Here is a 14,682-nt window from a genome sequence, read left to right as displayed (position 1 = left end):
AACAATGATTGGCACATGGAGAGGGTTTTAGTGGGATTTCAGTTTAATAACAGTACGTTAAACAACACTCAAGGGCGGGAGTAAACCGTGGATAAGACAACGCAACAACCGACCTTCCTTTTTCATGATTATGAAACCTTCGGTAAAAGTCCATCGCTCGACCGCCCGGCGCAATTCGCGGCTATTCGTACCGATGCTGAATTTAACGTGATTGGCGAACCGGAAGTTTTTTACTGCAAACCGGCGGATGACTATCTGCCACAGCCAGAAGCCGTGATGATTACCGGCATTACTCCGCAACAAGCGCTGGCGCGTGGCGTCAACGAAGCGGATTTTGCAAAACGCATCCACACCATTTTTACCCATCCAAAAACCTGCGTCGTGGGTTACAACAATGTGCGCTTTGATGATGAAGTGACGCGCAATATCTTTTACCGTAACTTTTATGATCCGTATGGCTGGAGCTGGCAAAACGATAATTCGCGCTGGGATTTGCTCGATGTGATGCGCGCCTGTTACGCATTGCGCCCGGAAGGAATTGTCTGGCCGGAAAACGAAGACGGTTTGCCGAGCTTCCGCCTTGAACATTTGACCAAAGCCAACGGCATTGAGCATGCGAATGCACACGATGCGATGTCTGATGTGTACGCCACTATCGCGATGGCACAACTAGTGAAAACCCGCCAGCCACGCCTGTTTGAGTATCTCTACAGCCACCGTTCCAAACACAAACTCACCACGCTGATTGATGTTCCGCAGATGAAACCGCTGGTACATGTCTCGGGAATGTTTGGCGCGTGGCGCGGTAACACCAGTTGGATTGCCCCACTCGCCTGGCACCCGGATAACAAAAACGCGGTGATTATGGTCGATTTGGCGGGTGATATTTCTCCACTTCTGGAGCTGGATGCGGATGCGTTGCGCGAGCGGTTGTATACGCCGAAAGCCGCACTTGGTGATACTGCGGCCGTGCCAATCAAGCTGGTTCATTTGAATAAATGCCCGGTCTTAGCGGTGGCGAATACGTTGCGCCCGGAAGATGCAGAACGTTTAGGAATCGATCGTCAACGTTGCCTGGATAACCTGAAGCTATTGCGCGAGCACCCTTCCGTACGCGAGAAAGCGGTGGCGATTTTTGCTGAAGCTGAGCCTTTTGTGCCTTCAGATAATGTTGATGCGCAGCTGTATAACGGCTTTTTCAGCGATGCCGACCGCGCAGCCATGCGTATTGTGCTGCAAACCGATCCGCAGAATTTACCCGCGCTGGACATTACCTTCGCCGATAAGCGGATTGAGAAGCTATTGTTTAATTATCGGGCGCGTAACTTCCCCGGCACCCTGGATGAAGCCGAGCAGCAGCGCTGGTTGCAGCATCGCCGTGAAGTGTTGTCTCAGGAAGCGTTGCAAGCCTACGCGCAAGAACTGGAAGCGCTGTATAACCTGCATGAAAGTGATAAAGAGAAGACGGCGTTGTTGAAGGAGTTGTTCGAGTATGCGCAGTTTTTAGTGGGGTGATAGCAAGATGTCGGATGGCGCAAGCTTATCCGACCTACAAAGGACAAGACCCGTTCAGGACGAAGCATCCATAACAAAAAGGCCGCTTGCGCGGCCTTTTTGGTGTTTAGCGATTACGCTAAATCTTCGTTGAACTGTGGAACCGGGTTACGGAAGCGACGAGTCACAAAGGCCAGATAGGTCAGGCCGATAGCCGCCCAAATCAGACCCAGAATCATCGAGCTTTCTTCCAAGTTAATCCACAATGCACCCACTGTCAGTGCGCCGCAAGTTGGCAGCACCAGATAGTTGAAGTGATCTTTGATGGTCTTGTTACGGCCTTCGCGGATCCAGAACTGGGAAATCACTGACAGGTTAACGAAGGTGAACGCCACCAGCGCACCGAAGTTAATCAGCGCAGTCGCAGTAACCAGGTCAAATTTAACCGAGAACAATGCAATGATACCCACCAGAACCACGTTCAGCGCAGGGGTACGCCATTTCGGATGAATGTAGCCGAAGAAACGCTCCGGGAACACGCCATCACGGCCCATCACATACATCAGGCGTGAAACACCCGCATGTGCCGCCATACCAGAAGCCAGAACGGTCACGCAGGAGAAAATCAGGATACCGAACTGGAAGGCTTTGCCTGCCACGAACAGCATGATTTCCGGCTGCGACGCGTCCGGATCATGGAAGCGAGAGATGTCCGGGAAGTACAGTTGCAGGAAGTAAGACACCACAACGAAGATCACGCCGCCAATCAGGGCGGTCAGGAAAATCGCTTTCGGGATGACACGGCCTGCATCTTTGGTTTCTTCAGACAGCGAGCTGATGCCGTCAAAACCAAGGAACGAGAAACATAATATGGTCGCACCGGTTATCATCGGCACCACGTTGGCGTGCTCAGACCAGAATGGACGTGTGCTGGCAAGCGTACCGGCACCTTCGCCGTTTGCCACACCGTAAATAACCAGACCGGTGATAACCACCATAACAATCATCTGCAGCACAACAATCAGGCTGTTGAAGTTTGCCACGGTTTTAATGCCGCGCAGGTTGGAGATAGTCATAAAGCCAACCAGCAGCACCACGAAAATCCACGATGGGATAGACGGCACCAGGGCTTCAAAATAGATTTTAGCCAGCAAAATGTTGATCATCGGCATGAACAGATAATCAAGCAATGCCGACCAGCCCACCATAAAGCCAACCACTGGGTGGATTGCTTTTTGAGCGTAGGTATAAGCGGAACCCGCAGACGGGAAGCGGCGTACTAGCTTTCCATAACTTAACGCGGTGAACAAAATTGCCACAAGGGCAAACGCGTAAGCCGTCGCGACATGTCCGTCGGTAAGGCCAGATACAATCCCAAATGTATCGAACAAGGTCATAGGCTGCATATAAGCGAGGCCCATCATAACTACCGGAATAAGCGTAAGGCTCTTACGGAGTTCAACACGAGATTTTGCACCTGCGGTGACGTTAAGCGACATGGTCATTCCCCCAAACGGCGAATACCTGCGCAAAAGCAAAAAGCTGCCCCATCTAAATTTCCTCGGCGACACGACTGTCGTTTTTTAAAAGCTAGTATCTATCCGGTACGAAGCCCGGCCTCTTGGTTTTTTTGGCGGATGCCTGTTTGACTGCTTGAACTTAATGCAAAAAAATAACCGACGCGTTTAACGTCGGTTTTTTGTTCTCATTTAGTGAGGCGCGTATTTTGCACTAATTCGAGGCAAGAAGACAAGATATTGAGGCCCTCATTAACAATTTCTTTTTCGGCTGTTAAAGGGACAAGAAAACGAATCACATTCGCACGCACACCGCAGGACAATAAAACCAGTCCCTGCTTGCCTGCTTCTTTGACAAGTGCCTGAGTTAATTCTTTATTCGGACGATGGCTGTCACGCTCTTCGACCAGTTCCATCGCAATCATTGCCCCGTATCCACGCACATCACCGATGCAGTCAAATTGCTCTGCCATTTGCTGTAAACGCAGGGTGATTTGCTCGCCAATAATCTGGGCGCGCTGATTGAGATTTTCCTGCTCAATAATGTCTGTAACGGCCAGCGCTGCTGCAATTGCCACCGGCGACCCGGCATAAGTACCGCCGAGCCCACCCGGCATCGCTTTTTCAAACAGCGATTTCTTACCGACTAGCGCGGATAACGGGAAGCCACCCGCCAGGCTTTTGGCCATGGTGACGAGATCCGGCTCCACACCGCTGTGTTCAATAGCAAAGGTTTTACCGGTACGGCAGAAACCACTTTGAATTTCGTCGGCAATTAACACAATCCCGTGCTTATCACATAGCGCACGCAATTGTTTCATAAAGGAAGGTGATGCTGCATAAAAGCCCCCTTCCCCTTGTACCGGTTCAATAATGATGGCGGCAACTTCATCCGGCGAAACATCAGCGGCAAAAATACCCGCCAGTGATGCCAAAGCCTGAGTGTCACTTACACCAAGATAAGCAGCAGGATATGGCGCGTGGTAAATACCAGCCGGGAACGGGCCATAACCTTTTTTATACGGCTGAACTTTACCGGTTAACGCCATGCCCAGCAGCGTGCGCCCATGGAACGCGCCACGAAATGCAATAATGGCCGAGCGCCCGGTAGCAATACGCGCCACTTTAATGGCATTTTCCACCGCTTCTGCTCCTGTTGTCAGGAACAAGGTCTGGCATGGTGCGCTTATCGGCACCAGTTTATTCAACCGTTCGGCAAGCTCAATATAGTTGCCGTAAGGTGTGACCTGGAAACAAGGATGGGTGAATTGTTCAAGTTGTTGACGTACTGCATCAATCACTGCAGGATGGTTATGCCCGGTATTCAGCACCGCAATACCAGAAGCAAAATCAATATAGCGTTTGCCTTCAACGTCCCAAATTTCCGCATTTTTCGCTTTTTCAATATAGACCGGCAACGCATTGCCGACCCCATGCGGAACTGCTTGCTCACGCCGTGACTGCCATTGCTGATTGGTTTGCTTCATACAGACTCCTTGCGCACAAAAAACCTCAATAAAACAAAGTTGAGGAGAGAATTTAAACGCGAAGACACTTTTCGAAGAAATATCGTTCCACTATAAACAATAGATGTGATGAATATGACCTGCCACTCACCCATTGGTATTATTTTTCGAGGTTCCGTACACCACCGCGATTTCAGGATTATTGACGATTTGCTCGCGCCACCATTCACTGGCAAGCCCTGCGGTTTGCTCATTCCAGCCAATCCACACCGGCACAAACGGCACATGAGAAACAACGTCTTTTTCAATCAACACACCGCTTTCGATAAAACGCTGCGCCATATAGCGCGGAACGTAGCCGCAACCAATGCCGCTTATCTGTAATTCGAGTTTGGTTTTGAAATCAAAAACGGTGATAGCATCTTGATCTTCGAGTAAATGCATCGATCGTGACGGTTCCAGGCGCGAAGTATCCCCCACAATAACCGCGCGACTGCGTTTAATAACGCGACGATTCAGAGGCTCTTCGGCATCGGCCAGTGGATGATGAGGTGCGACGACAAACACGCTTTCGAGTTGGCCGAGCAAGGTAAAACCGAAACCGCTGATGGATGGCGGGTCACTCATCGCACCAACAATAATATCGGCCCGCCCTTCGGTCAGCGCTTCCCATGAACCACCCAGCACACCGTTGATGAATTTCAGCCGTGTCACGCTGTAACTTTTGTAAAAAGCTTCGATTAGCGGCGTCAGCAAAGAAAAGGGAAACGAATCGTCGACGCCGATCACCAGCTCATTTTCCCAGCCCTGATGAAGTTTGATTGCCTGCTGTTCAAGTTCGCGTACGGAATGCAGCACTTCGCGGCCTTTTTCCAGCAGAAGCTGACCCGTTCGCGTAAAACGCGCGCGGTGGCCGGAGCGGTCAAGAATTTGAATGTTGAGATCGTTTTCGAGTTTTTGAACGGTATAACTGAGCGCGGAAGGCGTTTTGAAGAGCTTTGCCGCCGCCGCAGCAAAGCTCCCTTCTTTATCGAGGGTATCGAGAATGATCAATACATCCAGCAGTGGTTTCATACTCGTTCCTGGCAGTCACGAGTCATGCCCCACAGCAGTTACTGCATGGGCATCACCAGCGGGTTTGGATACTGATATTCAAACCCAAGTTCATTGCAAATACGGTTGCCATCCACCAGCTTACCGCGGCCATTTTGCACTTCAGTTCTGAACTGTGGTGCGTCGAGATTCATCTGACGTGCCATCAAAGAATAGAACTCGGCACGCGTTGGGTGATCTGGCGCACATAAATTATAGATGTGACCGCCCTTTGGAGCCTGTAACAACAGCGTAATTGCTGAAATGACATCTTCCAGATGCACCAGATTGACGCCATGTGCACCATTCGCCACGTCAGTTTTTCCAGCTAAAAAGCGTCCTGGATGGCGTTCCGGCCCGACTAACCCCGCCAGACGCAGAATATCGACCGACGTCCCAGGTAAATCATGTAACCAGGTTTCCAGCTCTTTAAGTACGCGCCCACTGGCGGTAACCGGCTCAAGTGGCGACGTTTCTTTCACCGTGCCTTCTCTTTCGCCATACACCGAGGTGGAGCTAGTGAAAATGATACGCGGAATATCGTGAGCTAACGCGCTGTCGACAATTTCCTGCACCGCCTGCAGATAAAAATCGTCGCCTTCACCGGTGCGCCGAGCTGGCAGCGTGATGACCAACGCATCCACATCAAGCAATGCATCTAGATCGTCGCTCTCGCAAATCAGTTCGGGGGTCAGTTGCAGTTGATAACTGTCGATACCGCTCATGCGCGCGGCCTCGACGCCATCAAGGGTGGTTTTGCTTCCTGTCACTTGCCAACCCCGCGCTGACAAAGACATCGCAAGCGGCATTCCCAGCCAGCCTAACCCGACAATCGCAACTTTTTTCATGCCTTCTCTCCTGGATTGCAGCATTTCTCACTGCTGCGATTTTTAGCTCTTGATTAAGGCTACGCCAGGACTGCGCAACTGACAATCAGTGCTGCTAAACAGAATATTAATTGCGGGGATAAAAAGCACTTGCGCTGAAAGGGGGAACTGGTTTAGGTTAATTGCACACAATGAATAGTCATTCATACGAGAATCTTATGACACGCGTTCAAAATACTAACCACCATCATCACCATCATCCTGACTAGTCTTTCAGGCGATGTGTGCTGGGAGACAGAAAAATCTTCCAGTGGTGCATGAACGAGTCAATAAGCCCCCGGAAGATTTCTTCCGGGGGCTTTTTTTTGGGCGTCAGACAAGAATTTACCAGGAGTATTTACCCATGTTAGACAACAACCGTTTACGCATAGCTATTCAGAAATCAGGCCGTTTAAGCGATGATTCACGCGAATTGCTCGCTCGCTGTGGCATAAAAATCAACCTGCACACTCAGCGCCTGATTGCGCTGGCAGAAAATATGCCAATCGACATTTTGCGTGTCCGTGATGACGATATTCCTGGGCTGATTATGGACGGTGTGGTCGACCTCGGCATTATTGGCGAGAACGTGCTGGAAGAAGAGTTGCTGACGCGCCGCGCACAGGGCGAAGACCCACGTTACTTCACGCTGCGTCGCCTTGATTTCGGTGGCTGCCGTTTCTCACTGGCGATTTCAGTTGATGAGCCCTGGGATGGCCCGGCAAGCCTCAACAATAAACGTATCGCCACTTCTTATCCGCACCTGTTAAAGCGCTACCTTGATGGCAAAGGTGTGCAATTCAAATCCTGTTTACTGAACGGTTCTGTGGAAGTTGCGCCACGTGCGGGACTGGCGGATGCGATTTGTGACCTGGTTTCCACTGGCGCAACACTTGAAGCTAACGGCCTGCGCGAAGTAGAAGTAATTTACCGCTCTAAAGCCTGCCTGATTCAGCGTGACGGCGAAATGCCAGAAGCCAAACAACAACTGATCGACAAACTGATGACCCGCATCCAGGGTGTGATTCAGGCACGTGAATCGAAATACATTATGTTGCATGCACCAAGCGAGCGTCTGGATGAGATTATTTCTCTGCTGCCAGGCGCTGAACGCCCAACCATTCTGCCACTGGCGGGCGACCAGCAACGCGTGGCGATGCACATGGTGAGTAGTGAAACCCTGTTCTGGGAAACCATGGAAAAACTGAAAGCGCTGGGAGCCAGTTCAATTCTGGTGTTACCAATTGAGAAGATGATGGAGTAACACCATGGCAAACTTCAATACGTTGATTAACTGGAATGAGTGCGATGCAGCAGCGCAACAGGCGTTGCTCACCCGCCCTGCCATTTCTGCATCGGAAAGCATTACCCGCACGGTTGCTGAAATTCTTAATAATGTGAAAGCCAACGGTGATGCGGCGTTGCGCGAATACAGCGCAAAGTTCGATAAAACCGATGTGCAACAACTGAAAGTCAGCGAGCAGGAAATTGCCGCAGCCGTGGCGCGCCTGGGTTCAGAAATTAAAGATGCGATGGCGGTGGCTGTTGCGAATATTGAAAAATTCCACGTGGCTCAGCAACTGGCGACGGTCGATATTGAAACCATGCCTGGCGTACGCTGCCAACAAGTGACGCGCCCGGTTGCCTCCGTCGGTTTATATATCCCTGGCGGCTCTGCCCCGCTGTTTTCAACCGTATTGATGCTTGCCACGCCTGCACGTATTGCCGGCTGCAAAAAAGTGGTGTTGTGTTCACCACCGCCGATTGCCGATGAAATTCTCTATGCCGCGCAACTGTGTGGTGTGCAGGAAGTGTTTCAGGTAGGCGGCGCACAGGCTATTGCCGCGCTGGCACTGGGCACCGAAAGCATCCCGAAAGTGGATAAGATTTTTGGGCCAGGTAACGCTTTTGTTACCGAAGCTAAACGCCAGGTCAGCCAGCGTCTTGATGGCGCGGCCATCGACATGCCTGCTGGCCCGTCTGAAGTTTTAGTGATTGCCGACAGCGGCGCGACGCCTGACTTCGTGGCATCCGACCTGCTTTCACAGGCAGAACACGGCCCGGATTCGCAAGTTATTTTACTGACGCCAGACGCGCAAATGGCGCAAGCCGTTGCCGAAGCCGTTGAACGCCAGTTAGCAGCTCTGCCACGGGCTGAAACGGCGCGTAAAGCTCTGGAAAGCAGCCGCCTGATTGTGGCCCATGATTTAGAGCAGTGCATTGAGATTTCTAACCAGTACGGCCCGGAGCACCTGATTATCCAGACGCGTAACGCCCGCGACCTGGTCGACTCTATCAGCAGTGCCGGTTCGGTATTTCTCGGTGACTGGTCACCGGAATCCGCTGGCGACTATGCTTCTGGCACCAACCACGTCCTGCCGACCTACGGTTACACCTCGACCTGTTCAAGCCTTGGTCTGGCGGATTTCCAGAAACGTATGACGGTTCAGGAACTCTCGCCACAAGGTTTTGCAAGCCTGGCTAAAACGATTGAAACTCTGGCCGCCGCCGAGCTGCTGGATGCCCACAAAAACGCTGTTACCCTGCGCGTTGCTGCGCTGAAGGAGATGCAATGAGCATTATTGAGTTAGCCCGCGAAAATGTCCGCGCCCTGACCCCTTACCAGTCGGCTCGCCGTCTGGGCGGTAATGGCGATGTGTGGTTAAACGCCAATGAATATCCCACGGCAGTGGAATATCAGCTGACGCAACAGACGCTGAACCGCTATCCGGAATGCCAGCCAAAACTGGTGATTGAACGCTACGCCGAATACTCTGGCGTGAAACCCGAGCAAGTTTTGGTGAGCCGTGGTGCCGATGAAGGTATCGAACTGCTGATCCGCGCATTTTGCGAACCGGGTAAAGACGCGGTGCTGTATTGCCCGCCGACTTACGGTATGTATAGCGTCAGCGCTGAAACTATTGGTGTGGAATGCCGCACCGTGCAGGCACTGGAAAACTGGCAACTTGATTTGCCCGCTATCGCCGAAAATCTTGATGGCGTGAAAGTGATTTACGTTTGCAGCCCGAACAACCCCACCGGACAGTTGATCAATCCACAGGATTTGCGTGTTCTGCTGGAAATGGCACGTGGTAAAGCACTGGTGGTTGCCGACGAAGCCTATATTGAGTTTTGCCCACAGGCCACACTCGCTGGCTGGTTGAATGAGTATCCGCACCTTGTGGTGCTGCGTACACTCTCCAAAGCATTTGCGCTGGCCGGATTACGCTGTGGTTTCACCCTGGCGAATGAAGAAGTGATTAACTTGCTGATGAAAGTCATCGCACCTTATCCGCTTTCAACACCGGTTGCTGATATCGCCGCTCAGGCATTAAGCCCGCAAGGCATTAATGCGATGCGCGAACGTGTGGCGCAAGTGCTGGTGAATCGCCAATTCCTGGTCACCGCACTGCAAGACATTGACTGCGTTGAGCAAGTTTTCGACTCCGAAACAAACTATGTCCTCGCACGCATCACCGCCTCAAGTGCTGTATTTAAATCTCTGTGGGATCAGGGCATTATCTTACGTGACCAAAACAAACAACCATCATTAAGCGGCTGCCTGCGGATTACCGTTGGCACCCGTCTTGAGTGCGAGCGCACCCTTGCTGCGCTGCGTGAACAACCCGGCCTGACGGCCACGGAGGGCGTGTGAGCCAGAAAATTCTTTTTATCGACCGTGACGGCACCTTAATTTCCGAGCCACCGAAAGATTTCCAGGTGGATCGCATGGACAAGTTAGCCTTTGAGCCAGCGGTGATCCCCGCTCTGCTGCAATTACAAAAAGCGGGCTACAAGCTGGTGATGATCACCAATCAGGATGGTTTGGGAACCGACAGTTTCCCGCAGGCGGATTTCGACGGCCCGCACAACCTGATGATGCAAGTGTTTACCTCGCAGGGCGTAAATTTTGACGATGTGCTGATTTGCCCGCACTTACCTGCGGACAATTGCGATTGCCGTAAGCCTAAAATTGCTCTGGTGAAAGGTTACCTGGAAGAAGGTGTGCTGGATAAGCCAAACAGCTATGTGATTGGTGACCGTGCGACAGATATCGAACTGGCTGAAAACATGGGGATTCAGGGTTTACGCTACCACGGCGAAACGCTGAACTGGCCGATGATCGGCGAAAAGCTGACTAAACGTGACCGCTACGCCCATGTTGAACGCGCCACCAAAGAGACGCAAATCGACGTGCAGGTTTGGCTCGACCGCGAAGGCGGCAGCAAAATCAATACCGGTGTGGGCTTCTTCGACCACATGCTGGACCAGATTGCGACCCACGGCGGTTTCCGGATGGATATCAGCGTGAAAGGTGATCTTTATATCGACGACCACCACACCGTTGAAGACACCGGCCTGGCACTGGGCGAAGCGCTGAAAATTGCTCTGGGTGACAAACGCGGTATTACGCGCTTTGGTTTCACCTTGCCGATGGACGAATGCCTGGCACGCTGTGCGCTGGATATTTCTGGCCGCCCGCACCTTGAATATAAAGCCGAGTACAACTTCCAGCGCGTGGGTGATTTGAGCACCGAGATGGTCGAGCACTTCTTCCGTTCGCTGTCATACACCATGGGCGTGACGCTGCACCTGAAAACCAAAGGAAAAAACGACCATCACCGTGTCGAAAGCCTGTTTAAAGTCTTTGGCCGCACGCTGCGCCAGGCGATTAAAGTTGAAGGTGATACGCTGCCCTCCTCGAAAGGAGTGTTGTGATGGATGTGGTGATCCTCGATACCGGCTGCGCCAACCTGCATTCGGTAAAATCAGCCATTCAGCGCCACGGCTATGAGCCTTTGGTCAGCCGCGACCCGGATGTGGTGCTACGCGCCGATAAACTCTTTTTACCCGGCGTGGGTACCGCTCAGGCGGCAATGAACCAAATCCGCGAGCGTGAACTGGTCGATCTCATTAAAGCCTGTACCCAACCGGTACTGGGGATTTGCCTCGGCATGCAGCTATTAGGCGCGCGCAGCGACGAAAGCAACGGCATAGATATGCTGGGCATTATCGAGCAACCGGTGTTGAAAATGGTCGACCACGGTTTGCCTTTGCCACACATGGGCTGGAACCGTGTTTACCCGAAAGCGGGCGACCGCTTGTTCCGTGGCATCGACGACGGCGATTATTTTTACTTTGTGCACAGCTATGCAATGCCGGTTTGCGCCAATACCATCGCGCAAGCCAGCTACGGCGAAGCCTTCACCGCAGCGGTGCAAAAAGATAACTTCTTTGGTGTGCAATTCCACCCGGAACGCTCGGGTGCGGCAGGCGCAAAATTACTGAAAAACTTCCTGGAGATGTAAGCACCATGATCATTCCCGCTCTCGATTTAATAGACGGCACAGTGGTGCGCCTCCATCAGGGGGATTACGGCCAACAGCGCGATTACGGCAACGATCCGTTACCGCGCCTGCAAGATTACGAAGCGCAAGGTGCGCAGGTGTTGCACCTGGTCGATTTGACCGGCGCAAAAGACCCGGCAAAACGCCAAATCCCACTGATTAAAACACTGGTGGCTGGCGTCAATATTCCGGTTCAGGTCGGCGGTGGAGTCCGTACTGAAGACGATGTGGCCGCGTTGCTGGAAGCCGGTGTCGCCCGCGTAGTGGTGGGCTCAACCGCCGTTAAATCACCTGAAGTCGTGAAGGGCTGGTTTACGCGTTTTGGCGCGGATGCACTGGTGCTAGCGCTGGATGTGCGTATCGATGAACAAGGCAACAAACATGTTGCGGTGAGTGGCTGGCAAGAGAACTCCGGCGTTTCGCTTGAAGAACTAGTGGAAACCTATCTACCGGTTGGGCTCAAGCACGTTCTGTGTACCGATATTTCTCGCGATGGCACGCTGGCGGGTTCGAACGTTTCGCTGTATGAAGAAGTTTGCGCACGTTTCCCGCAAGTGGCGTTCCAGTCATCCGGCGGCATTGGCGACATCGGCGATATAGCCGCACTGCGTGGCACTGGCGTACAAGGTGTGATTGTTGGTCGCGCACTGCTGGAAGGGAAATTCAACGTAACGGAGGCGATTTCATGCTGGCAAAACGGATAATTCCTTGCCTGGACGTACGCGACGGGCAAGTCGTAAAAGGTGTGCAGTTCCGCAACCATGAAATCATCGGTGATATCGTGCCGCTCGCGCAACGTTACGCTGCCGAAGGCGCCGACGAACTGGTGTTCTACGACATTACCGCGTCGAGCGATGGCCGTGTGGTAGATAAAAGCTGGGTGTCGCGCGTGGCGGAAGTTATCGATATACCTTTCTGCGTGGCAGGCGGGATTAAGTCGATTGAAGATGCGGCACAAATTCTCTCATATGGCGCGGATAAAATTTCCATCAACTCCCCTGCTCTGGCAGATCCAGAGCTAATCACTCGTCTGGCGGACCGTTTTGGCGTGCAGTGTATTGTGGTGGGTATTGATACCTGGTTTGATAGCGAAACCGGGAAATATCACGTCAATCAATATACCGGTGACGAAAGCCGTACGCGTGTCACGACGTGGGAAACCGTGGACTGGGTGCAGGAAGTGCAAAAGCGTGGAGCCGGGGAAATCGTCCTGAATATGATGAACCAGGATGGCGTGCGTAACGGTTACGATCTGGAGCAATTGAAGAAAGTGCGTGAAGTTTGCCACGTGCCATTAATTGCATCAGGCGGTGCGGGAACCATGGAACACTTCCTTGAAGCCTTCCGTGATGCAGATGTCGACGCTGCACTGGCTGCATCTGTGTTCCATAAGCAAATTATCAATATTGGTGAGTTGAAACTTTTTCTGGCTCAACAAGGCGTGGAGATAAGAGTGTGCTAACACAAGAACAAAGAGAAAAACTGGACTGGGAAAAAACCGCTGGCCTGATGCCGGTCATCGTCCAACACGCGAAATCTGGCGAAGTGTTGATGCTGGGATACATGAATGCGGAAGCGCTGGCACAGACTGAACAAAGCGGAAAAGTGACGTTCTTCTCCCGCACCAAACAGCGTTTGTGGACCAAAGGTGAAACCTCCGGAAACTTCCTGGGCGTGGTCAGTATTGCCCCAGATTGCGATAACGACACGCTGCTGATTCTGGTGAACCCAATTGGGCCAACCTGCCATTTAGGCACCTCAAGCTGCTTCGGTGAAACCCATCACGACTGGCACTTCTTGTATCAACTTGAGCAACTACTGGCCTCGCGTAAGAGTGCAGACCCGGAAAGTTCGTATACCGCGAAACTATACGCAAGTGGAACCAAGCGTATTGCCCAGAAAGTGGGTGAAGAAGGCGTGGAAACGGCGCTGGCAGCAACGGTTAATGACCGCTTTGAGCTGAAGAATGAAGCATCGGATTTGGTCTATCACTTGCTGGTGCTATTGCAGGATCAGGAACTGGATTTGAGTGCGGTGATTGAGAATTTACGGGAAAGGCATAAGTAGGTTTTGGGCAAAATAAACCATTTTCGATGGTTTATTTTGCCCGTAATAAATGGTGTAAGAAATACTATTCAAACAGTGATAGTGAGTACACCCAAGCTGGGGTCATCGTCACCATTTTATGGTAGTCGTACGGTTGTGGGTCCAGACAACCGTGTTTCAGACTATAATCGAAAGAAAATAAACCAGAATTTATGAAGTAACTATCAAAAATTGAGGTCAAGCAAAAAAATGGTTTCTCATTCGCATCTGAAATAAATTTACTAACGAGTTTTTCATTACCTCCTTTAATGAACACTGGCACATCTCCAAAATCCTCAGGTGTCACACTCCCTTTAAACACAAAATCATAATCCTCAACACCTGTTTTAATAAAGAAACTTGGCGGAAATACTTTTCTTTCAAAGAAATATCTATTGAGAGCTGGTTTATGATCACCATAGACTAAAATTATAGCGTTCGGATCTATTTGTTCCAATTTCTCAGTAAACTCAGTGAGTCGAGTTATTGCCTCATGTAATTTAAAAGTATAAACACCTTCACCGAAATCATTATCAAATTGATAAGGCCCATGTGATGACATTGTCATAAGATTGAAAAAGAGCTTACCACCTTTATTATTTTTTACTTCATTCAAGACTGAGCGATATAGCAAAAAGTCATCAGGTTGCCATTGCCAAGGTTTCCGTTGCGCAACATATTCCTGAGGCAGATCCCCCATATCTGTTAGACTTATAAATTTATCAAAACCAAACTTCTCATATACCATATCCCTGCGCCAAAAGTTTTTAATATTATTGTGAGCAGCAATAGACTGAAAACCTTTATTGTGTAG

The 14,682-nt window shown here is 51.2% G+C and carries 16 protein-coding genes and 1 other annotated feature; of the genes, 10 read left to right on the top strand and 6 right to left on the bottom strand.

The window, feature by feature from the left end:
• The first annotated feature begins 87 nt into the window (after positions 1–87).
• Positions 88–1,515 carry an exodeoxyribonuclease I gene (gene sbcB / locus MES37_RS10945; RefSeq protein ID WP_064545293.1) on the top strand — a complete coding sequence of 476 codons (1,428 nt, stop codon included), beginning with the start codon at positions 88–90 and terminating at the stop codon, positions 1,513–1,515.
• A gap of 113 nt (positions 1,516–1,628) precedes the next feature.
• Here the strand turns inward: sbcB and MES37_RS10940 are convergent, their stop codons facing one another.
• The 5 genes from MES37_RS10940 to MES37_RS10925 form a co-directional block, all read right to left on the bottom strand.
• Positions 1,629–2,993 (bottom strand): APC family permease, encoded by a 1,365-nt coding sequence (locus MES37_RS10940; RefSeq protein WP_064545291.1) that lies wholly within the window; start codon positions 2,991–2,993, stop codon positions 1,629–1,631.
• Positions 2,983–3,045 (bottom strand): membrane protein YoeI, encoded by a 63-nt coding sequence (yoeI, locus tag MES37_RS24935; protein WP_115631794.1) that lies wholly within the window; start codon positions 3,043–3,045, stop codon positions 2,983–2,985. Before yoeI ends, MES37_RS10940 begins: the two co-directional genes overlap by 11 nt.
• Positions 3,046–3,199: 154 nt before the next feature.
• A complete protein-coding gene (gene gabT, locus MES37_RS10935; protein WP_064545289.1) occupies positions 3,200–4,498 on the bottom strand; it encodes a 4-aminobutyrate--2-oxoglutarate transaminase in 1,299 nt (432 codons plus the stop codon).
• A 126-nt stretch (positions 4,499–4,624) separates the two neighbouring features.
• Positions 4,625–5,551: a LysR substrate-binding domain-containing protein gene (locus MES37_RS10930; protein ID WP_237931402.1), complete on the bottom strand. Its 927-nt coding sequence runs from the start codon at positions 5,549–5,551 to the stop codon at positions 4,625–4,627.
• A 38-nt stretch (positions 5,552–5,589) separates the two neighbouring features.
• A complete protein-coding gene (locus MES37_RS10925) occupies positions 5,590–6,417 on the bottom strand; it encodes an SDR family oxidoreductase (protein WP_121815334.1) in 828 nt (275 codons plus the stop codon).
• Between the two features lie 197 nt (positions 6,418–6,614).
• Between MES37_RS10925 and hisL the strand changes: the two genes are divergently transcribed.
• From hisL to hisIE, 9 genes are all read left to right on the top strand, one after another.
• The gene (gene hisL, locus MES37_RS10920) at positions 6,615–6,665 is read left to right on the top strand and encodes a his operon leader peptide (RefSeq protein ID WP_202914407.1); all 51 of its coding nucleotides are present in this window, start codon (positions 6,615–6,617) and stop codon (positions 6,663–6,665) included.
• Positions 6,641–6,763, top strand: a sequence feature (His leader region). Its footprint overlaps the gene before it by 25 nt.
• Before the next feature lie 36 nt (positions 6,764–6,799).
• On the top strand, positions 6,800–7,699 hold the full coding sequence (gene hisG, locus MES37_RS10915; RefSeq protein ID WP_064545284.1) for an ATP phosphoribosyltransferase: 900 nt from the start codon (positions 6,800–6,802) through the stop codon (positions 7,697–7,699).
• Positions 7,700–7,703: 4 nt separating this feature from the next.
• Positions 7,704–9,011, top strand: coding sequence for a histidinol dehydrogenase (hisD, locus tag MES37_RS10910; protein ID WP_237931400.1), 1,308 nt, complete (start codon positions 7,704–7,706; stop codon positions 9,009–9,011).
• A complete protein-coding gene (hisC, locus tag MES37_RS10905) occupies positions 9,008–10,090 on the top strand; it encodes a histidinol-phosphate transaminase (protein WP_237931398.1) in 1,083 nt (360 codons plus the stop codon). The genes hisD and hisC overlap by 4 nt, the downstream gene beginning before the upstream one ends.
• Positions 10,087–11,154: a bifunctional histidinol-phosphatase/imidazoleglycerol-phosphate dehydratase HisB gene (gene hisB / locus MES37_RS10900; RefSeq protein ID WP_064545278.1), complete on the top strand. Its 1,068-nt coding sequence runs from the start codon at positions 10,087–10,089 to the stop codon at positions 11,152–11,154. Before hisC ends, hisB begins: the two co-directional genes overlap by 4 nt.
• Positions 11,154–11,744: an imidazole glycerol phosphate synthase subunit HisH gene (hisH, locus tag MES37_RS10895; protein WP_121815329.1), complete on the top strand. Its 591-nt coding sequence runs from the start codon at positions 11,154–11,156 to the stop codon at positions 11,742–11,744. The genes hisB and hisH overlap by 1 nt, the downstream gene beginning before the upstream one ends.
• A gap of 5 nt (positions 11,745–11,749) precedes the next feature.
• Positions 11,750–12,487, top strand: coding sequence for a 1-(5-phosphoribosyl)-5-[(5-phosphoribosylamino)methylideneamino]imidazole-4-carboxamide isomerase (gene hisA / locus MES37_RS10890; RefSeq protein ID WP_237931395.1), 738 nt, complete (start codon positions 11,750–11,752; stop codon positions 12,485–12,487).
• Entirely contained in the window at positions 12,469–13,245 is a 777-nt protein-coding gene (gene hisF, locus MES37_RS10885; protein ID WP_237931393.1) for an imidazole glycerol phosphate synthase subunit HisF, read from the top strand. The genes hisA and hisF overlap by 19 nt, the downstream gene beginning before the upstream one ends.
• A complete protein-coding gene (gene hisIE / locus MES37_RS10880) occupies positions 13,239–13,850 on the top strand; it encodes a bifunctional phosphoribosyl-AMP cyclohydrolase/phosphoribosyl-ATP diphosphatase HisIE (RefSeq protein WP_121815327.1) in 612 nt (203 codons plus the stop codon). Before hisF ends, hisIE begins: the two co-directional genes overlap by 7 nt.
• Before the next feature lie 64 nt (positions 13,851–13,914).
• Here hisIE and MES37_RS10875 read toward each other — a convergent pair.
• Positions 13,915–14,682 (bottom strand): sulfatase-like hydrolase/transferase (locus tag MES37_RS10875; RefSeq protein WP_237931391.1); only part of this gene is annotated, 768 nt, incomplete at its 5' end.

The sequence above is a fragment of the Buttiauxella sp. S19-1 genome (genome assembly GCF_022134725.1).
Classification (GTDB): Bacteria; Pseudomonadota; Gammaproteobacteria; order Enterobacterales; family Enterobacteriaceae; genus Buttiauxella; species Buttiauxella ferragutiae.
The sequence above is the reverse complement of the archived record's forward strand: the minus strand, read 5'-3'. Positions and strand labels throughout refer to the sequence as shown.